Genomic DNA, 23,301 nt, shown 5'->3' with positions numbered 1-23,301 from the left:
GTACAAGATCGGACTTTATGAATTTCTAATCTGTAAGCAGTTGTATATAGCGTACTGAACAAAGACTGATTGAATCGCTGAAACTACCAGCTTAGATGGTTTGCGCTTCGGTCGAGGATTCTCCTCAGGCATCTCGACCGCTGGTCGCAGCGCTGGACTCAAAAGGTGGTTTTCATCGTCAGGTACACGGCGCCACGATCCTCAATCGTTGCACCCACTCCGGAGAAGGACGAGTAGCCACCGGCATAGCAGGCGTAGTTTTCGTTGCCGCTAAAGGCATTCGGGGTGGAGCCGTCACCTCCGTTCGGGCCTGTGCTCACGCCGCTGGTATTGCACTTGTCGGTTTGACCGAAGGCGTCCACGTACTTCAGGTCGACAAAGTATTTGTTGTACACGATGGCACCGACGCCCAACGCATAGTTGCCGGTGTCTTTCGCACCGCCACCGGACACTGGTGACACGCCGGCGAGGCCGACGTTGACGGAGATTGGCGCGTTGAGGTCAACACCGGGGAACACCTGGTACCAGGTCGGTGTGAAATTGACCGCGAGGCCCCAGTTGTCTCGGGTCGACTGGTCGACGCCGTGATAGGTGCCTTTGCCCTTGTAGAGCGCTTCGTTCTTGTCATCGAGCTTGAGCAGGTTGCTGTAGTACAACTCGGCCAGCAGGGTTGCCGAATCGAACAGCGACGTTTTTGGCAGGGGCATCAGACCGTTAATCGTCCAGTGCAAGGTGTCACCGGTAGCGCTCATGCTGTCGCCGCGGCTTGGAGTGTCGTAGATCACCCCCGTGGCATCGGTGCGCGCCGGCAACAGGCCGAGGCCTTGGCCCAGGCTCAGCGGGCTGGTGGTGCTGACGATGGCCGGGATACTGGCCAGCGGCATGTTGTGACGCACGTTCAGGTCCGAACCCACACTCACAACGCCGACATCCTTGGACAGACTCAGGCCGAAAATCTGAATGTTGTCGGCATAGGCCAGTTGATAGGTGGCGGTGTTCAACGAGTTGAGCGTGTTGATCAGCGCCGGCACTTGCCCGGCTGGCCGGGTGCCATTCGGGTTGGCCGAGGAGATGCCTCTGGCATCCAGCCAGGCTTGCGGCAGGATGTCCGAGGTTTCGCGGTAGTAGACACCGAGCGTTCCGTCCAGCCAAGCCGGCGACCACTTGGCCATTACGCCCCAGTCACCGCTGTTGTGCGGATCCAGGTCATGACCGCGACGCACATTGGTCAACGCATTGCACGATGCCAGGCCACAACCCAGCGGGCTCCCCGGAACCACGGCGTTGGTGTTGCCCAACAGGAACGATTTGGCGCCAAAGCCCACCAGATCGGAACCCCCGTAGTAAGTGCCTGCTTCAGGCAGGCGAGCGGCGTCCCAATCCAGGAAGTACTGTGCACCCACGGTCAATTCGGGGTTAACGGTGAACGTCATCGACAACTGGTTACGCGGAACGAACAGCTCCTTGGCTTCCGTGCCCGGCGACGCTGCCAGTTTGGCCAGGTCGAGGCCGGACTGGCCGTAGCTGATCGAGTGCACCGGGTTGAGAATGGTCTCGCCCCAGAATACGTTGTGCTGACCGGCCTTGGCACTGAACAAAGACTCTTCGCCCACTTCGGTGCTGTAGAACACGAACGCATCGAGAATTTCACCCGACGGGCCGCTGTAGTAACGCTGGGCGTAGTTGCTCAAGTGCGAGCTGCCAAAGCCGACGTTGTCGTTGGTGACGGCGGCCAGACGTGGGTCGTTGGCGACCAGACCTGAGCGTGAGTCATTGCCGTTAACGAAGGGGTTGGAGTTGGAACCGGTGTTGTCATACGCCTTGTCGTACCAGCTGGCCGCACTGACGCGAAAGCCCATGGCGTTCTTGTAGACCACGTCCATCTCGGTCAACAGGTCGACACGGTTGCTGATGTTGGTGCCGGACTTGCGGAAGTTGTAGTCGCCGTCGTTGTTGTTCGGGGTTCCCAGCATGCGCTTGTCGGCGCTTTCGGTGCGCACACCATAGTTGTACTTGACGGTGTTATCGAAACGCGCGGTCCAGTCCGGATTGCCCGTATCCAGCTCAACCGCCTGGGCGGTCGGCATGGAAGCCGCGAGGATGGCCGAAGCCAGCAAGGTGTAGCGCGAAACCGTGAACCCTTGAAGCTTATTGTTGGGCATTGCGTGTCCCTGCCTACTTATATTTTTTTACAAGCGTAGCGGCATTCCCGCGCTCCCTTGTTCCCCACGCTTTCCTGGATGACATTTTTTAACGGATTAAGGTACCGAACATGGCTATGGAGTAAAAAATTCACGTATCAGCGGTGTTGAAATAAATATTCCACTGATTTAGTCTCGATCCCGCGTTATACGAGATCAACCGCTGTTAGCACCTAAAAAAACAAACAATCGGGAGCAAACATGAAAGCGAAAGTGATGTTGGGATTGTTCATGACGGCCGCAGCTTCTCTGCCAGCCTGGGCCGCTGACTGGACCGTAGGTGCTAACGTTGGCAACGTGCCTTGGGAGTTTCAGGATTCCAAAGGTGAGTTTGTCGGCTTCGAAGTCGATGTTGTAAATGAGGTGGCCAAGCGCGCCGGAAAAAGCGTCGAGTTCGTCAACATTCCTTTCAACGGGCTGTTCAGTGCCGTGCAGTCCAAACGCGTCGACATCGCTATTTCATCCATCACCATCACCCCGAAACGTCTCGAATCGGTAGCCTTTGCGCAGCCTTACTTTGACAGCGACCAGTCCCTCACCGCACTGACCACGTCCAAGGTCAAAAGCCTGGCCGATATGAACGACAAAGTTGTTGGCGTCGATACCGGCTCCACAGGTGACATGTGGATAGGCCAGCACAAGGACGAGTACAAGTTCGCCGATGTTTCGCGTTACGAAGGGCTTTCTCCGGCCATGCTCGATCTGGGGTCGGGGCGAATCGATGGCTACCTCAGCGACATTCCGGCAGTGCTCTACTACATCAAGGACAAGCCGCAGTATTCCATCGTTGCGCGAATTCCCACCGGCGAACGCTATTCGCTGATGCACGCTAAAGGCTGGGAAATGAGCGATCAGGTCAACGACATCATCAGCAAGATGAAAGAAGACGGCACCCTCGGAAAAATCCACAAACAGTGGTTCGGCACCGAAGCCAGTAAAGATTCGAGCACCCTGCAGGTAACCGCTGTCCTCAAGTAAGCCTTGCCGATAATGCGTGAAAGTGGCGACGCCAGTTCGCCACTTGTATTGACCGAGGTAACCCATGGATCTTTTGCAGACGTTTTTTAACTGGAACGTGCTCGTCGAGTCGCTTCCGCTGATGATGCGCGGTCTGGGCGTGACCATTTTGCTGGGGGTGGTGAGTATTGCCCTGGGCTTGGTGGGCGGGCTTTTTCTGGCATTGCTGCGGTTGTACTCCTACGCACCTGTTCGAGCACTTGCGCGTATCTACATCGATATCATGCGCTCCATTCCACTGCTGGTTTTGCTGGTCCTCATCTATTACGCGCTGCCTTTTGTCGGCATTCGACTGTCGTCTTTTGCCGCCGCCGCCAGTGCGCTCTCGCTGGTCTCATGCGCCTACAGCGCGGAGATTTTTCGTTCGGGCATCGAAGCCATTCCCCGTGGCCAGTTCGAAGCGTCGGCCTCTCAGGGCATGAGTTTCTTCAACACTATGCGCGACGTCATTCTGCCGCAGGCCATCCGCATCGTAATGCCGCCCATGACCAGCAATTGCATCAACGTCATGAAAGATACGGCGCTCGCTTCGGTGGTAGCGATGCCTGACTTGCTGAAGCAGGCCACCCAGGCGCAGGCACTGGCAGCCAACCCGACACCGCTGGTAGGGGCCGCCTTGTTGTATCTGTTGCTGCTGTTGCCGTTGGTGCAAATGGTCAGTTGGGTCGAGCGTCGTAACGCCTCTGGGGGAAAAACCGCATGAGCACATTGATCGACATTGAAAAACTCGACAAGTACTACGGCAACTTCAAGGCGTTAAGCGATATCAATCTGCAGGTTGAAGAAGGCGAAGTGGTGGTCATTCTTGGCCCGTCCGGCTCGGGAAAATCGACCTTGATCCGCTGCATCAATCTGCTGGAGAACTACCAGCAAGGCCATATCCGCGTGGCCGGTGAGCGGGTTGAAAACGGTCCGCGACTGGCCGCCATCCGCAGTGAAGTGGGCATGGTCTTTCAGAGCTTCAACCTCTATCCGCACCTCACTGTGCTCGACAATGTGTCGCTGGCGCCGATCCGCGTGCGCGGTCTGAGCCGGCGTGATGCGCATGCCAGGGCCAAAGAGTTATTGGTGAAGGTCGGCATGGGCGATCACGCGCACAAATACCCCAGTCAATTGTCCGGCGGCCAGCAGCAGCGTGTTGCCATCGCCCGCACCATGGCCATGGAACCACGGGCGATTCTGTTCGACGAACCGACGTCGGCACTGGACCCGGAAATGGTTGGAGAGGTCCTCGATGTCATGCAAAACCTCGCGCGTTCCGGCGTCACGATGGTCGTGGTCACACATGAAATGGGCTTTGCCCGTCGGGTCGCCGACCGGGTGATCTTCATGGAAAGCGGACGCATTGTTGAGCAGAACATCCCGGAACCATTTTTTACCGCACCTCAGGAACCCCGCACGCAAGCATTCCTGCAGGCCATCCTGCATCATTGAATCTGACTGGAGAACAGTAGAGTGAATCCTCTCGATATTGATTACGTTCGCAAGCAATTTCCAGGTCTCGCCGGCGGTTATGCGTACATGGACAACGCCGGTGGCTCGATGGTGCTGAGTGCCGTGGCTGAGCGCATCAGTGATTACCTGCTCAACAGCAGCGTGCAACTGGGCGCTTCCTACCAACCTTCTGTCGATGCTGGCGAGCGCGTGATGCAGGCGCGTCACGCGGTGATGCAGTTGATCAATGCCGAGCATCCCGAAGAAGTGATCATGGGCGGCTCGACCACTCACTTGCTGCAAATACTGTGTCGTGCCATCGCCCCGTCCATCGCTGTGGGCGATGAAATCATCGTCACCAATTGTGATCACGAGGCCAACATCGGCCCATGGGTCAAACTGTGCGAAAGCCGTGGTGCGACCCTGCGGGTGTGGCAGGTCAACCTTGAAAGCCGTGAGCTTGAACTGGATGACCTGCAGGTCTTGCTCAATCACAAAACCCGTTATGTGGCCATGACCCACACTTCGAATATTCTCGGCTCGGTCAATCCGGTGGCCGAGGTTGCGCGGCGGGTCCATGCAGTTGGCGCCAAGCTGTGCGTGGACGCCGTCGCTTATGCGCCACACCGTCTGGTTGATGTGCAGGCCAGCGGCGCCGATTTCTACGTCTACAGCTTCTACAAAACCTTCGGTCCGCACTTTGCTGTGCTGTGGGGACGTCGGTATCTGTTGCTGGAGATGCCGAGCCTCAACCATTTCTTTATCGGCCAGGAGGTAGTGCCTTACAAATTGCAGCCCGGTAACGTCAACTATGAGTTGTCCTTCGGCTGCATCGGCATTTGCGATTACCTGCTCGACGTCAGCACCCGGCTTGGTGCAGAAGGCAGCGAGCGCAAACGCATGCAGGCTGCTTTTGATGCGTTCGAAGTGCAGGAAGATCTGCTTGCCGAGCGGCTGCTAGCCTTTTTACGTGACCGTGAGGGCGTTCGAATCATTGGCAAGCCCCATACACGCAATCGAGTGCCAACGATCAGTTTTGTGGTCGAGGGTGTTCAGTCCGAGGCTGTTGTGCGCAGGGTCGATGAGCACCGGATTGGTATCCGCTTTGGTGACTTCTATGCACGGCGCCTTATCGAAGCCCTTGGGCTTGACCGGTTTGGCGGGGTCGTGCGGGTGTCGTTGGCGCATTACAACACGCTGGAAGAAGTCGACCGGCTCATCACGGCGCTGGATCAAGCCATCACGGCGTTACGTTGATCGACGCACACTCTGTTAATTTTTACGAGCCTTCCCTATGGCCTTACCTCAAACCCTTGCAGAGCTGCGTGACAGTATCGCGGCCCAGCACGAACAACTGACAGGTCGTTTGCGCGATGCTGCACGATTCCTGATCGACAACCCGCAAGAGATCGCACTGAGCACGGTGGCCGAATTGGGTAAGCGTTCAAGCATCGCACCTTCGGCTTATATTCGGCTGGCTCAGGCCCTTGGCTTTTCAGGTTTCAAGGACTTGCAGCGGTTGTTCCGTGCACCGCTGCAACAGGCTGCCGACACCCACTATAGCGAGCGAATCCGCCACTACGGTGGTGAGACGTTGCTGGAAGACCCGAGTGATGTCGGCGGGATTTTGCGCGAGTTCAGCCAGGCCAATATCGTTTCTCTGGAGCATCTGGCGGAGGGCGGCGAACAGGTCAATATCGAAGCGGCTATCGCCCACTTGCAAGCCGCTCGGACCACCTTCGTCATCGGCATGCGCCGCGCTTTTCCTGTGGCCGCGTACCTCAGCTATGCATTGAGCCGCGTCGGTCAGCGCACCGTGCACATCAGCGGCGCTGGCGGCACGTTGCCCGAGCAGGTCAGTGCCATTGCCGATGATGATTTGTTGATCGCCGTCAGCTTCCCGCCGTACGCCCATGACACCGTTGAGGCCTGTCGTCTGGCGAGGGAAGCGGGTGTGACGCTGGTTGCGATCACTGACAGCGTTCTGAGCCCTATCGGGCAGATGGCCGATACGGTCATTGAGGTCAACGACGCCGAGTTGCTGGGCTTTCGTTCTCTCACGGCGTCGTTCTGCATTGCACAAACCCTGGCCATGGGGCTGGCCTTCCGCGAATGGGGCTCCCTGAGTCATGACCGGTTAACCGATATCGACTGTTAAACCCCGGTTTGCGCCATTTATCCATTAGCCAGAATTTCAGGAGTATATCCCGATGGTTTCACCTGCCCGCGATTTGATCGGTTACGGTAAACAACGCCCCCAAGGCACTTGGCCCAATGGTGCGCGTTTGGCCGTCAGCCTGGTTATCAACTACGAAGAAGGTTCTGAACGCTCGCTGGCCATGGGCGATCCGGACCAGGAGTCGATGACCGAATGGGGCAGCTATTCAATACCCGACGGCACACGCAATCTGGCCATGGAGTCGATGTATGAGTACGGCTCGCGCGTCGGAATCTGGCGAATTCTGGATATCCTCGACCAGCAATCGGTTCGTGCGACGTTTCATGCGTGCGCAGTGGCCTTTGAGCAAAACCCTGATGTCGCACGTGCGGCGGTGGCCGGTGGTCATGAAATTTGCAGCCACGGCTATCGCTGGGAGGAAGTTTTTCGCCTGACCAAAGAGCAGGAACGTGAACACATGCGCCTGGCGATCGAGTCATTCGAGCGCACCTGTGGCAAGCGTCCTGTTGGTTGGTATTGCCGGTATGGCGCCAGCGTCAACACCCGTCGTCTGGTGGTGGAAGAGGGCGGCTTTCTCTACGATTCCGATGCCTACAACGACGATGTTCCCTACTTTGTCGAGGTCGAGGGGCAGCGTCACCTCGTGGTGCCTTACACCGCCGACGTGAACGATTTTCGCTACTGGAACTCGCCGGGGCTTTCCCAGGCATCTGACTTTTTCGAGTACATGAAAGAAAGCTTTGAGGTCCTTTATGAGGAGTCCGCTGAAGGACCCCGCATGATGTCGATCGGGTTGCATCCACGCATGGTGGGACGTCCCGGGCGGGTGAGGGCGATAAAGCAGTTCATCGAGTATGCCAAGCAACACGGCGGTGTCTGGTTTACCACGCGTGAAGAAATCGCTCGTGCCTGGCTTGAGCGCAGTTAAGGGCGTGGCCGTGGTCGCAGAAAGTTGAAATGCACGGCGTTGCCCCGCAGAATCGCGTCCCGATCTGGCCTAAGGTGCCAGACGTTCGCGGTGATAAGGAACGGCAGTTGAACGAACAGACATTGTCCATGCGTCTGGAGCGCGTGGCGGCGCATGTGCCAGCAGGTGCGCGCCTGGCCGATATCGGCTCGGATCATGGCTACCTGCCGGTGGCGTTGATGCGCCGGGGTGTCATCGCTGCGGCGGTGGCCGGCGAGGTGGCATTGACCCCTTTCCTCTCGGCCGAACGCACCGTACGCGAAAACGAGTTCGACCAGCGGATCAGCGTGCGCCTGGCCAATGGTCTGGCAGCGATCGAGTCGGGAGACGGGATCACGGCGATCAGCATCTGTGGCATGGGCGGCGAGACTATCCGCGACATCCTCGACAACGGCAAGGCGCGCCTGAGTGGTCAGGAGCGCCTGATCCTGCAGCCCAACGGCGGCGAGCAGCCACTGCGCCGATGGTTGATGGAGAATGGTTACCGTATCCTCTGCGAGGAAGTGCTGCGGGAAAACCGCTTCGACTACGAAATAATCGTCGCCGAGCGCGACGGGCCGGTGGTGTACACCGCCGAGGAGCTGTATTTCGGCCCGCTGCAGATGCAGGCGCGCAGTCCGGTGTTCCTGGCCAAGTGGCAGCGCCTGCTGCGCGAGAAGCAGAAGACCCTGAGCAACTTCGCCCGGGCACGACGAGCCGTGCCCGAGGAGAAAGTGCAGGACATTGCCCAGCAGACCCTATGGATCACCAAACTGCTGGCTTGAACCCCTAATGAGGTTTGCGCCAATGTCGCTACGTGACGAACAGACAGATTGAAAACAAGCGAGTAATAGCCTGGAGACTAAAAGGAAGACACCTGTAAGTCAGACGCCAGGCAAGACTGATGGAGTGTTGCGCTAACGTTCATAATTCTTCTGGTTTTGAAAAATCAATGTCCATTGAACCGGCTCTATCGCTATATCTGAAGTCTGGTATTGATTCATTGTTTTTGAGCGCCTGAAGATCACCATAAATAGGCGAACTCTCATCGATGTATAAAATGGAGTCCGTATTGAAGAAGGAATTATTTTTTGATAGCTCCTGAGTTTCGTTTCTAAGGGCGTTGAACTCACTCAGTTTGCTGATGTATTGTTGGTGGCTGACGGCCATTGTCTGGGCGGTTAGCGGTACTTTTTCCCGGTTCGTGCGGACGTCAATATTTTCGTATGTTGATAATCTTAGATCCTTGAGATCAATGTTGAACTCTGTGAGTCTTGCCGCGAGTTCATCAAGCGCTAATGTAGCGTGGGTGATGCTTTCAAAAGTCTGGGTGATGTCTTGGGAGGAGATTAATGCCGCGCCTCTATAAATATAGGCTGGAACTTCTGGGCCCGTGAGCCTCTTGATATCGCCATGGAGAGGCTGGGCCTTGAACGTTTGCAGAAGTAATTCCGTGTTGAGGTAAGCGTTGTCGACTGTGCGTTGCTTGATGTTGGATTCTAGTGTGCCAAACTCATTAAGTAGATGGTTGTACTTTTGGTGGTCCTCTTTGGTCGCTTCTTTTTTTAGCGTTCCTCTTTCGGAACTTTTGTCAGTGCGCTCGTATGTGGCGTTTCTCAGTGTTTCGAGTGTGACTTTTGCGTTTTGAAGTTTTATGGCAAGATTGTCCAGTGCTGAAGCAGCTTGGCGGGTCTTGTCAATGGCATTGCTGATGCGTAAATGTGAGTCGAACGACATGGCTTTGGATTCGAGGTCGGGTTTAATAATCGCAGTACCGTCTTCTATGGACGATGCACTTACTTGAGGGATATAGGCTGAGCTGATTGGTCCGATGAGCATGGTTACTAGTTCTTGATGGATTAGGTTAGGTATTCTCCAAAGTTGGGTGTTTGTTGGATATAAAATTTCGCTCAAACTTTATTGGTGTACGCACAGGTGTTGATGAGGACGAGGTGTTGTAGTCGTGGTGTTGCGTAGCGGAAATAGCCTCAACTTACACTGTGTCCAGCATCAGAACGGCCGGCGTCACGCTCAATCGAACGTATCCGATCCATGAACTACACCTACCGCCAGACTACCGCCTCGTTTACCGTGGCATCTCTGGCGAGCAGTTCCATGGCAATAGTGCTTCGTAGTCGGCCACCGACTGCGCATGCGGCAGTCGTTCCAGTACGTGGCGCAGCCACGTATAGGGCTCTTGGCCGTTGACCTTGGCGGTCTCGACCAGACTGTAGATCTGCGCGCTGGCAGTCGCGCCTTTGGGCGTGTCGCTGAACAGCCAAGCCTTGCGACCGATTACAAATGGTTTTATTGCACGCTCTGCCGGGTTGTTGTCGATGGGTAAAAACCCAGCCTCCACGTAGCGCTCCAGTCGGCTCCAGTTACTGGCAAGATAATTAACGGCCTTGCCCAAAACACTTTGCGGTGTCACCTGCGACTGCGTTTTATCCAGCCAGCTTTTCAACTGCGCCAGGATCGGCAGGCTCTTTTCCTGACGATTCATAAAGCGCTGTTCATCGCTGACGTCCTTGAGTTCACGCTCGATGCCATACAGCTTGTTGATCATCGTCAGCGCGATATCGGCACGTCCCGTCTTGCCCTTGGGCTGCACTTTTTGCGCGTCCACGAACTTGCGTCGCGCATGGGCCATGCACGCCAACCGCTCGACACCGGGCTGCAACGCCAATGCGTTGTAACCCGCGTAGTCGTCGGTCATCACGTAGCCGCGATAACTTTCCAGCAGGCGCAACGGTACTTCCTGCGCACGGCTGGAGGTGTAGTCGAACAGCACGACTTTTCGATCTGGCGGCCCACTGGCTTGCACCCACATCCAGGATTGACTGGTCGGGTCTCGACCTGGCTCTTTGAGTACCTGGACGCGGGTTTCATCGCAGTGGATGACCGGACTTTCCAGCAATCGATCACGCATCAGATTCAGCAACGGTTGCAAGTGCTCGCCGCATTGGATGATCCAGCGCGCCAAGGTTTGACGCGGGATATCGATACCGTGTCGGCTCAGCACCGTTTCAAAACGATGCAGCGGTAATCCGTCGACATACTTGGTGGTTAGCAGCATCGCCAAGACGCTCGGACTGGCCATGCTCTTTTCGATCAACTGGGCGGGTTTGTCAGCAGTGACCGGAGCGGTTTCACAACCACGGCAACCGTAGACTTTACGGATGTGTTTGATCACCCGAATCTGCATCGGCACGATATCCAGCTGCTCACTGGTTTCTTCGCTGATCACATGCTTGCGGCAACCGCAGGCACAGGTCAGTTCGTGCTCAGGCAATTCGTGGATGACTTCGATACGCGGCAGATCAGCAGATAGTGGCTTGCGTTTACCACGGCGTGGAGCTGGAGCAACGACTTCTTCATCGGCATCCTCGACGGCGGGCATCGGTTCACTTTCGGGCTCATTGAACAGCGCCAGTTGCGGCGTGTTGGATTCGACCGTTTGTTCGGACTTACAGCCAAATATACGGTCACGCAGCAACTTGATCTGCTCTTTCAGATCAACGATATGGGTCTGGTAAGCCTCTTTGACTTCCTGATCACGTGCACGCGCTTCGTACGTCTCAAGCAGCATCTGTTTGAGACGCACGGGGTCATCAGGAAGGTTGTCAGGCATGGAAATCATGCCGCGGATTATAACCTTTAGGCGACAAATCTTGGAGTCAAAACCTGATGGGGGCGGTTACGCCACAGATCAAAACCGTCGAGTAACCAGTTCAACTCCTGGACGCTTAACACGATGGCCTCGTCGGTGGCATCGGGCGATGTTTTGAAACGTTCCGACTCCAGGCGCTTGAGCCAAAGGCAGAAGCCGTTGCGCTCCCAGTACAACACTTTGACGCGGTTGCGGTGGCGATTTAGAAAGACGAAAAGCACGGGGTCGAACACCGCAACTTTGATGTCCAGTTCGACCAACGCAGCCAAGCCGTCGATGGACTTTCGAAAATCTACAGGCTTCGGGTAGAGGTACACTTTTTCGACGCTGGCATTTGGACGCATCATGGTGATGGGCTCCTGATGGAAATCGGGAGCACAGCATCAGCCGTCAACTATCAGCTTGGAATGTGGAGTTCATGGAGCGGATACAATCGAACCGGCGGCGCGAGCACAAAAATACGGAGTCGAAATACCTTGCCGAACGGGAGGAGAAACGTTCATGCAAGGTGTCCGGGCGCACATTCCTTTGAGCGCCGGGAGAGACCCGGTAAGGGATTTACATAACTGATGCCGAAATTCAGAGCTTTCATTGAAGGGAGGCGGCGCAATCCAGTCGCTTTGTTGGGGTAAGTTGAAGTTAGCTATTTACCTTATATTCGGAAAATCATATATTCGGCTTCCCGTATATGAGCTGGGGCTCCACCCAAACCAGCAAAGCCCGTGTCCTTTCGCTGGTGAGCGTTTCGATCAAGTCATCACTCTCTTGGCCAAAAACCAACACTGAGAACCAATATGGCTGAGCCTCTGACACTGACCACTGTTTTCAAATGCCTGGCTGACGACACTCGGGTCCGCACGATGATGCTCATCACCCGTGAAGGAGAGCTGTGTGTTTGCGAGCTGACTTGCGCGTTGAATGAGAGCCAGCCAAAAGTCTCCAGACACCTTGCGCAGTTGCGCAGTTGCGGTTTGCTGTCGGACCGTCGACAAGGCCAATGGGTGTATTACCGATTGCACCCAAATCTCCCTGATTGGGTCCATCAAGTGCTGACCACTGTGCTCGAAAGCAACACGCATTGGTTGAGCCCTGACGCCAAACGTCTTGAGGAAATGGGTGACCGTCCTGAACGGGCACGGGCCTGTTGTGAAAGCTGAATCCTGCCTCATCGCATACATCGGCCAGTTCGACACCCGGTCGAACGCCCACTGACATCAGATTCAGAGCACAGCAACATGACTATCAAAGTTGGCATCAATGGTTTTGGTCGGATCGGTCGCCTTGCTTTGCGAGCAGCCTGGAGCTGGCCGGAGTTTGAGTTCGTGCAGATCAACGATCCAGCGGGTGACGCCACGACTCATGCACACCTGCTGAACTTCGACTCCGTGCATGGACGTTGGAATTTCCAGGCTAACTCAGAAGGCGACAGCATCGTCATCGACGGCAAACGAATCAAGGTAACGGTCAACAAGGCGATAGCCGACACTGATTGGTCAGGCTGCGATCTGGTGATTGAAGCCAGCGGCAAGATGAAGACCGTCGCCGTGCTTCAGGCTTACCTGGACCAAGGCGTGAAGCGTGTGGTGGTCAGCGCCCCGGTGAAAGAAAAAGGTGCGTTGAACATCGTCATGGGCGTCAATCATCAGCTGTTTAATGCGGCGCAACATCGCATCGTCACGGCGGCATCATGCACCACCAACTGCCTCGCTCCAGTGGTCAAAGTGATTCACGAGAAGCTTGGAATTCGCCACGGTTCGATCACCACGATCCATGACCTGACCAACACACAGAGCATCCTCGATCAGCCGCACAAGGATCTGCGCCGTGCGCGTGCTTCGGGTATGAGCCTGATTCCAACCAGTACCGGCTCGGCTACCGCCATCGCGGAAATCTTCCCGGAGCTGTGTGGACGCCTTAATGGTCATGCCGTTCGCGTTCCGCTGGCCAACGCTTCGCTGACTGACTGTGTCTTTGAAGTCGAGCGGGCCACTACGGTCGAAGAGGTCAATCAGTTCCTCAAGCACGCTTCCGAGAACGAGCTGAAAGACATTCTCGGATTCGAAGAGCGTCCACTGGTGTCCATCGACTACCGTACCGACCCGCGCTCATCGATCATTGATGCGCTATCGACCATGGTCATCAACGGCACCCAGGTCAAACTCTATGCCTGGTACGACAACGAATGGGGCTATGCCAACCGCACCGTCGAATTGGCCAAAATGGTCGGTCTGGCGGTCTGAGGAGCGGCAATGAAAGCGTTGTCAGCCCTCGCTCCGCAAGTGCGGCAGTATTTGCTCGTCACGGGTAACTACTGGGCCTTCACCCTCGCCGACGGCGCCTTGCGCATGTTGGTGGTGTTGCACTTTCACACGTTGGGCTACAGCCCCCTGCAAATCGCGGCGTTGTTTCTGTTCTACGAACTCTTTGGCGTGATCACCAACCTGGTGGGTGGCTACCTCGGTGCCCGGCTGGGTCTGAACCGAACCATGAACATTGGGCTGGGCATCCAGGTCGCGGCGCTGCTGATGCTGACGGTTCCGGTGGCCTGGCTGACCATTCCATGGGTGATGGGGGCTCAGGCGCTGTCGGGGATTGCCAAAGACCTGAACAAGATGAGCGCGAAAAGCTCCATCAAGCTTCTGGTTCCGGATGGGCAGCAGGGCAAACTCTACCAGTGGGTGGCGATCCTCACCGGCTCGAAAAACGCACTCAAGGGTGTCGGCTTTTTTCTGGGAGGAGCCTTGCTGGCATTGATTGGCTTCAAAGGCGCCTTGCTGGCCATGGCGGGTGGCCTGGGCCTGATCTGGATCAGCAGCTTGATCCTGTTGAAGAAGGACATGGGCAAAGCGAAAGCCAAGCCGAAGTTTCGCGACATCCTGTCCAAGAGTCGGGCGATCAATATCCTCTCGGCAGCGCGGATGTTCCTGTTCGGTGCCCGTGATGTCTGGTTCGTGGTGGCCTTGCCGGTGTACCTGAGCAGTGTCTTGGGCTGGGACTTCTGGAAGGTTGGCGGGTTTCTTGCGGCCTGGGTGATTGGCTACGGCATCGTGCAGTCCTTCGCGCCCAACATCACTGGAAAGAAGCGCGGGCACGTACCGGATGGTCGTGCAGCGTTTCTTTGGGCACTTGCATTGGCGGGCCTGCCTGCGGTCATTGCTCTGGGGCTGAACAGCGGGTTGTCGCAGCAGGTAGTGCTGCTGGGTGGGCTGATGGTTTTTGGCGTGCTGTTCGCGGTGAATTCGTCGTTGCACAGCTACCTGATTGTGTCCTGCGCCAAGGAAGACGGCGTGTCGCTGGATGTGGGGTTTTATTACATGTCGAACGCCTTGGGGCGGTTGATAGGCACGGTGCTTTCCGGCTGGGTTTACCAGGTGTCCGGGCTGGGGGCGTGCCTATGGATATCAAGTGCATTCGTGCTGCTTGCGGCTTTGATCTCAATGGCATTGCCCCGTCACGCGCTGAGTGAATAACTGCTTTGGGCGAAAACAGACATGACTTCCCATGCTATCCAATCCCCTAAACAGGAGCGGTCTGATATCACTGCCTTGGCGTAGAATCCAAAAACCGCGCCCCCCATCCGAGACGGACCTTCCATGCAAACCCCCGCCCAATCGACACCGCTTTGGAAAACCTACCTCCTGTTCCTCGCCCCGATGGTCCTGTCGAACTTCCTTCAGTCCATGTCAGGCACCGTCAACAGTATCTACATCGGCCAGATGCTCGGCACCCAAGCCCTGGCGGCCGTGTCAGGCATGTTCCCCATCGTTTTCTTCTTCATCGCCTTGGTGATCGGCTTAGGCGCGGGCGCCAGCGTGTTGATCGGCCAGGCGTGGGGCGCGCGTGAGCCACACCTGGTGAAGGCTATCGCCGCGACTACTTTGCTGTTGGGCGCAATGATCGGTCTGTCCGCCGCGGTGCTGGGCAGTGTCTTCGCCAGGCCAGCCTTGCAGGGTTTGGGCACGCCGGCCGACGTACTGGACGACGCGGTGTCCTACGCCCACGTGATGATGTGGATCATGCCGTCACTGTTGGTCTACGTGCTGTTCACCCAGCTGCTGCGCGGGGTGAGCGATACGCTGTCGCCGCTGATCGCGTTGGTGGTGTCGACCTGTATCGGGTTGGCGCTGACGCCAGCGTTGATTCGTGGCTGGTTCGGCTTGCCAATAATGGGGATTCAGAGTGCGGCGTATGCGGGGTTGGCGGGCAACTTGTCGGCAATGGGGTGGCTGGCGTGGCGGTTGATTCGCAAGGGGCATCCGCTGGCGCCGGATCGGGAAATGTTTGCGGCGATGAAGCTGGATCGGGTGATTCTTGGCAAGGTGTTGCGCATCGGCTTGCCGACCGGGTTGCAGATGGTGGTGTTGTCGGTCTCGGAACTGGTGATTCTGGCGCTGGTGAACCAGCACGGTTCGCAGGCGACGGCGGCGTATGGGGCGGTGACTCAGATCGTCAATTACGTGCAGTTTCCGGCGCTGTCGATTGCGATCACGGCGTCGATTCTCGGGGCTCAGGCGATTGGGGCAGGGCGCCTGGAGCGCATGGGGCCGATTTTGCGTACGGGGTTGTTGATCAATGTGTGCCTGACCGGTGGGCTGGTGGTGTTGGGTTACTTGTTGTCGCACTGGTTGTTGGGACTGTTTTTGACGGATGACTCGACGCGGGCAATGGCCGAGCACTTATTGCACATCATGCTCTGGAGCCTGTTGGTGTTTGGCTTCCAGGCGATTGTCGGCGGCATCATGCGCGCCAGTGGCACGGTGTTGGTGCCGATGGCGGTGTCGATTTTTTGCGTGGTGTTGGTGCAGTTGCCGGTGGCGTATGTGCTGGACGGGCATTTTGGTTTGCAGGGCGTGTGGATGGCGTTTCCGGTGGCGTATCTGGGGATGCTGGCGTTGCAGACCGCGTATTACAACTTCGTTTGGCGGCATCAGACAATCCAGCGATTGGTGTAAGCGGCGCCGCTTGATGTCGGTTACGGTCAGGCCGACAATTCTCTGGGACTGCGTGATGAAACCGACGGGCGTGATCGCCTGAGGAGGTTTTCAAATGAGTCCCCCATCGCACGTCGTTTTGCAGGACCGGGCAGCGGCCGGTCGGCGTCTGGTGGCGTCGTTGCTCACCTACGCTCATCGCCCGGAAGTGATCGTCCTCGCCTTGCCCCGTGGCGGCGTGCCGGTGGCCTATGAAGTGGCCACGGCGCTGGACATTCGCCTCGACCTGATGCTGGTTCGCAAGCTCGGTGTCCCGTCACACGAGGAATTCGCCATGGGCGCGATTGCCAGCGGCGGCATCCAGATTCTCAATGAACAGGCATTGCGGTCGCACCCGATTGAGAAGGCCGCATTCGACGCGGTGGTCGCCCGGGAAACGCGGGAGCTGTTGCGGCGCGAGCAGGTTTACCGGGGAACGCGCGCGGCTGTGCAACTCAAGGATCAGGTGGTGATTCTGATCGACGATGGCCTGGCGACGGGGGCCTCGATGATGGCGGCGATTCACGCGGCGCGGGTGCATGCACCGTCTCGCATCGTAGTCGCCGTGCCGGTGGGGCCACCCGAAACGGTCGAGGCGTTGCGCGGTGAAGTCGATGAAGTGGTTTGCCCGATCATGCCTGAGTGGCTGATGTCGATCGGGCATTGGTACATGGATTTTTCCCAGATTTCGGATGCAGAGGTCATGCGGCTGTTGCAGCGGGCATGGCAGAAAGAGGCTGACGTCAATTGAGGCCACGTCCATGACCTTGCTCGCCGCCTAGTGGGTCTTGAGCCAGTCCTGAAACCGGGTCGCGCCGACAATAGGGGCGGGGCCCGGTGTCAGCGACTGGTCATTGATTGGCGCACCAAAGTAAGGAACCGTGTCGTCCGCTACGGTTTGGCGCGGGTCGTTGGTGTGCTTCAGGTAATCGCTCGCGAACTCGACTAGAGGGCGGTTATCAGGGCCGGCCACTTCGACGGTCTGATTGACAGGTGCTTTCATCGCGATAGCGGTGAGTGCCGCCGCGACATCGGCCGAGGCCACCGGTTGCAATGCGGCGGACGTCAGGTGAATGGTGTCGCCTTCCTCACGCCCGGAGTGAGCAATGGCATGGATAAACTCAAAGAACTGCGTAGCCCGCAGGATGGTGTAGGGAATACCCGACTTCTTGATGAGATTTTCCTGCGCCATTTTTGCCCGGAAGTAACCGCTGTCGAGCATCCGCTCGGTACCGACGACGGACAGGGCCACATGGTGTTTGACCCCGTCGAGCTTTTCCGCGGCGAACAGGTTGTGCCCTGCGGTTTCAAAAAAATGCAATGCCGCATGGTCTTCGAAAGAGGGCGAGTTCGCGACGTCGACCACCACGTCGGCGCCTTTTAACGCCTCCGTCAGCCCTTCGCCGCTGATGACATTCACGCCGGTGCTCGGTGACGCCGCGAAGGCTTCATGGCCCAGATCCTGCAAGTTTTTACAGACTTTGCTGCCGATCAGCCCGGTACCTCCGATAACGACGATCTTCATGTCCTGTCTCCCGCCGTGGTGAGTGCAGCAATTATTAAACACCCACCAAGGTGGCAGGATCGGGCGATGATCCGGATTGGCCGACAGATGGTCGCAAGTCAGCACGGCAGGTGGAAGAATTGGTGGTTCTTTGCTTTAGTCCTCCTATCGCTGGTGTAGGTGTGCGGGCGTTTCGGCTCATGACCGGACGCCTTGACCGGAGAATCCCATGACTTTTCGATTCCCGCGGCTCGCTGTTCTGGCTGCCTTGCTCACGGTCGGCGCCTTGCCCTGCGCGCAAGCGGAGCAATACACGCAAGTCAATCAAGGCGCCAGCAAGATCTCCTTCACCTACAACCAGTTCACTTCGCGGGTGTACGGTACTTTTGGCGAGTTCGAGGCCAAGCTGGATTTCGATACGGCCAACCCCGCAGCGGCCCATGCGTCGCTCACCATCCAGCTCGACAGCATCGATGCCGGCAGCAGCGAGGCCAACACTGAACTGCAAAAACCCGCCTGGTTCGATTCAGCGACTTATCCGGTAGCGACCTTTGAATCGACCGATGTGAAGGCACTTGGCGACAACAAGTACACCATCAACGGCAAACTGACACTCAGAGGCGTTACCCGTGAGGTGGCGGTTCCGGTCCAGCTGAAGGCGGAAAAGACCATCGGGATTTTCGATGGCCAGTTAACGCTCAAGCGCAGCGACTTCAAAGTTGGCGAGGGTGAATACGCTGATACCGTGGTTTCCGACGACATCAATATTCGGTTCAAGATGGTTGCGCCGCAGCAGTAACCCGTTTGTTTACCCACGTGGCAGGGTGTCACAATCGTTTTTTTGTCACGGCATCATGATCAGGAGGATCAAATGGGTGGCCCAGGATTTCGGCACGATCAGGAGACGTTCATCACCGCGCAAGTGCGTGGTGACCGATTGCGCCAGCTATTCCACCAATCCGTGTCTGCCGTGCTCGGCAGTTACCTTGCCGCGATCATGCTGTGTTGGCTGTGCTGGGAGCGTATTGATCACCGCGTCGTGTACGGCTGGATCGTCCTGTTAAGCGCCTCGTCGTTGCTGCGCATCCTGATGTTTATTGCCTATTTTCGTAGCCCGGAAAGTGAGCGCACACCTGAACGCTGGGAGCGGACCTATTGGATAACGCTAATGTTGTCTGCGGGAGTCTGGGGCGCAGGCGCTTTGGCCGTCATTCCGGCAAACGACCTGCTGGCCCAGTCGCTGGTCATGCTCTTCGCCGTGGGCATGTCGGTCAGTGCGGTGTCGTGTTACTCGTCCTATCGGTACATGACATTAGCGTCGATTGGTGTGGTGTTGTTGCCGTGCACCACGTGGCTAATGTTTCAACCGTCGGCGCTGCAATCCGGTATGGCGCTGGCGGTCCTGGTGTTCGCCTCATTTGTCGTCAACGCGACTCGCAAACTGTCTGAAGCCTTGGAAACGGCTTTTCGTCTGACCCGTGAAATGGAACAGGCACACCGCATTTCCACGCATGCGGCACAAACCGATGAACTCACCGGGTTGCAAAACCGTCGGGCTTTTTTTGAGCGCGCGCAGCTAGTGTTCAATGACTGCCAGCACAAACGGTTGCCGCTGTGCGTGGTGATGCTGGACATGGATCACTTCAAGCTCATCAATGACACCTATGGCCATCAGGTCGGCGACCAGGTATTGCGTCAAATGGGCGTCGTCATCAGCAGCTGTTTTCGCGAAAGGGACGTATACGGCCGATTGGGTGGCGAGGAGTTCGCCATTCTGCTGCCGGACACGTCCATTGAGGTCGCCCTGAATCTTGCCGAGCAACTGATTCGTTCTATTGGTGGTTTGATGTCCGGCCCTGTCCACCGCATATCGGCCAGTCTCGGTGTCGCCTCCATGGAGCTCCACGACAATGATCTGCAAAGTTTGATGAACCATGCGGACAAGGCGCTTTATCGGGCCAAGGCACGCGGGCGTAATCAAGTGGCTGTTTCAGAGTAAGGGCGGGGCAGGGCGGGCCTGAAGGAGCGTAGTTAGTGGGCGCCCGGTCCGCAATGGATAGACCGGGCGCCAATCGATGCCGCTTTAATGCGCGGCTATCGGCACCGTTACCGTCTTGCCAAACGCTGAGGTGACCGTGATGGTCGGGCTCGGTGTAGGCCCGCTACCGGTCGTCGTGACGGACACTCGCCAGCGCGCACCCGTGCCTGTTGGTGTTAGCGTTGCGGGGCCCAGATTAAGTGGCCCGCCGGTGGTCGAGGCGGTTACCGTCACGGTGTTGCCGGCAGCCCGCGAAGTGGTCCCGGCAATGTCCCAGGTGAAGCGATTATTGCTGCGGCCAGTGACCGAAGCGCTGGTGACCAACAGGTCTTCGTTGACCGCCGCGGCGGTGACCGAGACGGACACTGTTGCCGGGTCCGACTTCGCGTCCTTGGCGTCGCTGGCCTGATAGGTAAACGTCGCGGTGAACGGCGCGGGGACGATGTCCGGTGGGGTATAGATCACCCGCACACCGTCGGTGCTGACCGTGCCTTTACCCGAATCCGGCTGACTCAGGCCCACCACTTTGAGCGGAAGGTTACCGTCGGGGTCGGTGTCGTTGGCCAGCACGTTGATGGTCAGCGGCAGGCCATTGCTGCTGGTAGCGCTGTCAGGGTTGGCCACGGGTTTTTTGTTGTCGCCTTGGTTACCTTCACCATTACTGCCGGTGCGGAAGGTTGGCAACGCCACCGAGTTCACGTAGGTGACGCCGTCCCAGCCAGGCAGCGGTGTCGGCATCAACTGGAACTGCCCCGGATTCTCGACATCCCAACGTAGCAACATCGAGGAGTCTTCGTGCTGGGTGTTGTGGCAGTGCTCCATGTAGGTGCCGGCAAACTCGCGAAAGTGGATGGCCATATCGACATCCACCGAACTGTCGATCCCTTCACCAATGCGATAGACGTCCTTGCGCGCCCATTTCTCCCATTCCGGCGGTTCCTTGCCGTCGCGGGCGAGGATGATCCCTTCTTCGAAGTGCACGTGCACCGGGTGGTTCCAGCCGTTGCCACCGTTTTTGATTTTCCACACTTCGAGGGTGCCGTCACCGGAAAACCCCGCATCTGTGGGCCCATTGGCCAATTGCGGTGCCGCACTGAGCCGGCGTGGGTCCATGTTGTAGCCAGCCCCCCCGTCAGTCTTGATGGTCCATGGGGCTTCGTCGGTGCCATCGGAACGGCCGAATTCGAACACACGATGGCGCGCCAGTTTGAGTTTTGCTTGGACGGCCGGATCGTCGCGATCGAGGGTCAGCGGGATCATGGTCTTGCCGGCTGGTTTACCCGGTTTCGCGGGTTCGAAGTCGGCCGGGTTCATGCTCACGTCCTGACCGGTATAAGGCTGGACCAGCAGTTGCAGGAATTTGCCAACCGCTGGGTCGCCTTTGTCCCATTGCGGGCCTTTGCTGGTTTGTTTGATCACCGCTTTGTACTTCTCGGACAGCACGTCGGCCAATGACAGCTCGTTCTTCTCCGGCCCCTTGCCGGTTCTGTGTTCCATCAGGTTGACGAAGTACAGCTTGTCGCCGGGGCTGATGCCGTTTTTCGCGAAGTTGACGATGATGTCGAAGCGTTCGGCAATGCCTTGGGTGGGCAGGATGGCGTTGTGGTCTTGCAGGTTGCCGTCGCCATCCAGGTCCAGGCTGCCGTCGAACGGCACGGTGTGCTCCATGATGTTGCCGTCGTTGGCGATCATGTGGAACGGCACCCGGTTATAGGAAACCCCAGAGCCGGCCGGTCCTGGAAACTCACCGCCATTGCCGCTGACTTCGCGCACCAGGGCCAGTTTGAAGAAGCGCGACACCGAGCCGTTGAGAATGCGGAAACGGTAGCTGCGCGCACGGACTTTCAGGCGTGGCTGGTACTGCCAGTTGACGAGGATCTGGTCACCGAGAAACCCGTCGGTGTTGAACGGGTTGAACCACAACTGGCCGTTGTCGTCCCAGGCCTTGTCGGCCACCACTAAGTTCACATCGTAATCACGGTTGCCCCACGGCAACGCCGAACCGCTGGGGAAACGCAGGTTGACGCCGTCCTCGAGGGCTTCGTTGCCGCGATCAAGTGCGCTGTAGTAGTTCATCATCACCGCGTTGCCCTTGTAGACATTCTGCGCGGTGAAATCGAGCATATGGTCGTGGAACCAGTGGGTGCTCATGGTTTCACGCCAGTCGCCTCAACACCGGTTGGCCGTAACGCACCATGAGCAGTTTTGGCGGAAAGGTGCCGTCGAAGGTCCACACGGCGTTGTGATTTTGCAGCGGAAAATTCGGGTGAAAACGCGTGTCGATGCCTTTGGTGGTGCCCGTCGTGGTCGGAATGTCCGAGGTCTGATAGTAGAGCCCGCCAGGTCCGAACTCACCGACGGCGTAGTTATGCAATTGCTTGCGGTCACGCAGGCCCTGGTTGACTCGGGCGCCGACCTGGACGGTCTTGAACTGGACTTGAGGAAAGAACTCATTCCAGCGTTGATGCGACCAGCCTTTTCCCGGTGGCCGACCTTCAGCCGGCGAGCCCACCGGGTGGCGGTTGAGGAAAGTTTCTATCTGCGTCTTCCAGGGGTTGCGATCCAGCACATTGGAAAATTGTGACGGGAACGGAGTCAGCCCCGGCTGACGCATGAAGGCTTCCAGCGCCGCGCTCGACGGGCTGCTGCTCGCGACATTGTTCGGGTCCTGTTGGGGCGCCGGGCCGACAGTGGGCACGGGAAATGTCAGTGTCTGGGGCGGGGTGGTCGGATCAAGTTTTTCCGTGCCAAACTCTTCGAACAGCAACAGCTGCTGAGTGAACGGCTGAGCGCCAAATAATGGGCTGGGTTTGCCGTTGGTGGGGAAGTTGAACGACGTCTGTAAGTCCGGCGGCAGCACGTTGTCGGCCCGAGGGGTGTCCCGATTGCCGAACACGCCATTGGGCAGCGCTAAGGCGCCCTGATTGGCCTTGGGCAAGTTCTCCAGTGCCTCCAGTGCGGCTTTTGGATCGGCCGGCTGATTGGTGAACGCCGAGGGATCCGTCGGTGGTGGTGGCCCAAAATCATCCAGTGGTGCGGCGTTTACCGTGGTCAAGCTGAACGTCATCAGCATCACAGACGTGATGCCCTGCGCCCGGGAAAAGCCGGGCGACTTGTTCACAGGGACTGAGCTTTTCATGATGGTTCTCTTGGGGCATGCCAATGTGATGGCACGTGCGCCTTTCGTTAAGCAAAAGGCGAACCATTACCAAATACTTATTAAATATTATTTAAATCAATAAGTTACCTAAAATAAACATCGTCAATAGGGTGGGGGGAACGCGTAAAGTTGGGGGAATGTCCTCATTGTCGGGGAATGAGGTTGTCTGTACGCGACAACAA

The 23,301-nt window shown here is 57.4% G+C and carries 19 protein-coding genes and 1 pseudogene; 14 read left to right on the top strand and 6 right to left on the bottom strand.

The genetic code is table 11. The features are described 5' to 3' along the window. Nucleotides 1-158 precede the first annotated feature (158 nt). Nucleotides 159-2,162 (bottom strand): DUF1302 domain-containing protein, encoded by a 2,004-nt coding sequence (locus AC3ISI_RS16015; protein WP_489332803.1) that lies wholly within the window; start codon nucleotides 2,160-2,162, stop codon nucleotides 159-161. A gap of 240 nt (nucleotides 2,163-2,402) precedes the next feature. On the opposite strand from AC3ISI_RS16015, the gene AC3ISI_RS16010 reads away from it, so the two are divergent. The 7 genes from AC3ISI_RS16010 to AC3ISI_RS15980 all read left to right on the top strand — a co-directional run bounded on the left by AC3ISI_RS16010 (nucleotide 2,403) and on the right by AC3ISI_RS15980 (nucleotide 8,562). Continuing rightward, complete coding sequence (locus tag AC3ISI_RS16010; protein WP_489332802.1) at nucleotides 2,403-3,179, top strand: transporter substrate-binding domain-containing protein; 777 nt, start codon at nucleotides 2,403-2,405, stop codon at nucleotides 3,177-3,179. A 64-nt stretch (nucleotides 3,180-3,243) separates the two neighbouring features. Further along, nucleotides 3,244-3,921: an amino acid ABC transporter permease gene (locus AC3ISI_RS16005; RefSeq protein WP_489332801.1), complete on the top strand. Its 678-nt coding sequence runs from the start codon at nucleotides 3,244-3,246 to the stop codon at nucleotides 3,919-3,921. Next, nucleotides 3,918-4,652, top strand: coding sequence for an amino acid ABC transporter ATP-binding protein (locus AC3ISI_RS16000; RefSeq protein WP_489332800.1), 735 nt, complete (start codon nucleotides 3,918-3,920; stop codon nucleotides 4,650-4,652). The genes AC3ISI_RS16005 and AC3ISI_RS16000 overlap by 4 nt, the downstream gene beginning before the upstream one ends. Nucleotides 4,653-4,673: 21 nt before the next feature. Further along, on the top strand, nucleotides 4,674-5,909 hold the full coding sequence (locus AC3ISI_RS15995) for a cysteine desulfurase-like protein (protein WP_489332799.1): 1,236 nt from the start codon (nucleotides 4,674-4,676) through the stop codon (nucleotides 5,907-5,909). A gap of 37 nt (nucleotides 5,910-5,946) precedes the next feature. Next, nucleotides 5,947-6,810, top strand: coding sequence for a MurR/RpiR family transcriptional regulator (locus tag AC3ISI_RS15990; protein ID WP_489332798.1), 864 nt, complete (start codon nucleotides 5,947-5,949; stop codon nucleotides 6,808-6,810). 52 nt (nucleotides 6,811-6,862) lie between these two features. Further along, entirely contained in the window at nucleotides 6,863-7,759 is an 897-nt protein-coding gene (locus AC3ISI_RS15985; protein WP_489332797.1) for an allantoinase PuuE, read from the top strand. Nucleotides 7,760-7,866: 107 nt separating this feature from the next. Further along, the gene (locus tag AC3ISI_RS15980; protein WP_489332796.1) at nucleotides 7,867-8,562 is read left to right on the top strand and encodes a tRNA (adenine(22)-N(1))-methyltransferase; all 696 of its coding nucleotides are present in this window, start codon (nucleotides 7,867-7,869) and stop codon (nucleotides 8,560-8,562) included. Nucleotides 8,563-8,701: 139 nt separating this feature from the next. On the opposite strand, the gene AC3ISI_RS15975 is transcribed toward AC3ISI_RS15980, so the two are convergent. The 3 genes from AC3ISI_RS15975 to tnpB form a co-directional block, all read right to left on the bottom strand. Next, nucleotides 8,702-9,616, bottom strand: coding sequence for an NleF caspase inhibitor (locus tag AC3ISI_RS15975; RefSeq protein ID WP_489332795.1), 915 nt, complete (start codon nucleotides 9,614-9,616; stop codon nucleotides 8,702-8,704). Nucleotides 9,617-9,863: 247 nt separating this feature from the next. Continuing rightward, the gene (gene tnpC / locus AC3ISI_RS15970; RefSeq protein WP_489332794.1) at nucleotides 9,864-11,417 is read right to left on the bottom strand and encodes an IS66 family transposase; all 1,554 of its coding nucleotides are present in this window, start codon (nucleotides 11,415-11,417) and stop codon (nucleotides 9,864-9,866) included. Between the two features lie 17 nt (nucleotides 11,418-11,434). Beyond that, complete coding sequence (gene tnpB / locus AC3ISI_RS15965) at nucleotides 11,435-11,794, bottom strand: IS66 family insertion sequence element accessory protein TnpB (RefSeq protein ID WP_489332793.1); 360 nt, start codon at nucleotides 11,792-11,794, stop codon at nucleotides 11,435-11,437. A 447-nt stretch (nucleotides 11,795-12,241) separates the two neighbouring features. On the opposite strand from tnpB, the gene AC3ISI_RS15960 reads away from it, so the two are divergent. From AC3ISI_RS15960 to AC3ISI_RS15940, 5 genes are all read left to right on the top strand, one after another. Continuing rightward, complete coding sequence (locus AC3ISI_RS15960) at nucleotides 12,242-12,604, top strand: metalloregulator ArsR/SmtB family transcription factor (RefSeq protein ID WP_489332792.1); 363 nt, start codon at nucleotides 12,242-12,244, stop codon at nucleotides 12,602-12,604. Between the two features lie 78 nt (nucleotides 12,605-12,682). Further along, nucleotides 12,683-13,687 carry an ArsJ-associated glyceraldehyde-3-phosphate dehydrogenase gene (locus AC3ISI_RS15955; RefSeq protein ID WP_489332791.1) on the top strand — a complete coding sequence of 335 codons (1,005 nt, stop codon included), beginning with the start codon at nucleotides 12,683-12,685 and terminating at the stop codon, nucleotides 13,685-13,687. A gap of 9 nt (nucleotides 13,688-13,696) precedes the next feature. Continuing rightward, entirely contained in the window at nucleotides 13,697-14,917 is a 1,221-nt protein-coding gene (gene arsJ / locus AC3ISI_RS15950; RefSeq protein ID WP_489332790.1) for an organoarsenical effux MFS transporter ArsJ, read from the top strand. A gap of 123 nt (nucleotides 14,918-15,040) precedes the next feature. Continuing rightward, nucleotides 15,041-16,399 (top strand): MATE family efflux transporter, encoded by a 1,359-nt coding sequence (locus AC3ISI_RS15945; protein ID WP_489332789.1) that lies wholly within the window; start codon nucleotides 15,041-15,043, stop codon nucleotides 16,397-16,399. A 94-nt stretch (nucleotides 16,400-16,493) separates the two neighbouring features. After that, the gene (locus AC3ISI_RS15940; protein WP_489332788.1) at nucleotides 16,494-17,168 is read left to right on the top strand and encodes a phosphoribosyltransferase; all 675 of its coding nucleotides are present in this window, start codon (nucleotides 16,494-16,496) and stop codon (nucleotides 17,166-17,168) included. A gap of 27 nt (nucleotides 17,169-17,195) precedes the next feature. Here the strand turns inward: AC3ISI_RS15940 and AC3ISI_RS15935 are convergent, their stop codons facing one another. Next, nucleotides 17,196-17,942 (bottom strand): SDR family oxidoreductase, encoded by a 747-nt coding sequence (locus AC3ISI_RS15935; RefSeq protein ID WP_489332787.1) that lies wholly within the window; start codon nucleotides 17,940-17,942, stop codon nucleotides 17,196-17,198. Between the two features lie 208 nt (nucleotides 17,943-18,150). Here AC3ISI_RS15935 and AC3ISI_RS15930 point away from each other — a divergent pair, with 208 nt between their 5' ends. Both AC3ISI_RS15930 and AC3ISI_RS15925 read left to right on the top strand, forming a co-directional pair. Then, nucleotides 18,151-18,720 carry a YceI family protein gene (locus AC3ISI_RS15930; protein ID WP_489332786.1) on the top strand — a complete coding sequence of 190 codons (570 nt, stop codon included), beginning with the start codon at nucleotides 18,151-18,153 and terminating at the stop codon, nucleotides 18,718-18,720. A gap of 72 nt (nucleotides 18,721-18,792) precedes the next feature. Then, nucleotides 18,793-19,920, top strand: a complete 1,128-nt coding sequence (locus AC3ISI_RS15925; protein ID WP_489332785.1) for a GGDEF domain-containing protein — start codon at nucleotides 18,793-18,795, stop codon at nucleotides 19,918-19,920. Nucleotides 19,921-20,004: 84 nt separating this feature from the next. Here the strand turns inward: AC3ISI_RS15925 and AC3ISI_RS15920 are convergent. Beyond that, nucleotides 20,005-23,098: pseudogene (locus AC3ISI_RS15920) on the bottom strand (Ig-like domain-containing protein). Nucleotides 23,099-23,301: the final 203 nt, after the last annotated feature.

It is taken from the genome of Pseudomonas sp. GL_139_B, from assembly GCF_057834475.1.
Note: the sequence above shows the minus strand (reverse complement) of the source record. Positions and strands in the feature narration are given on the sequence as shown.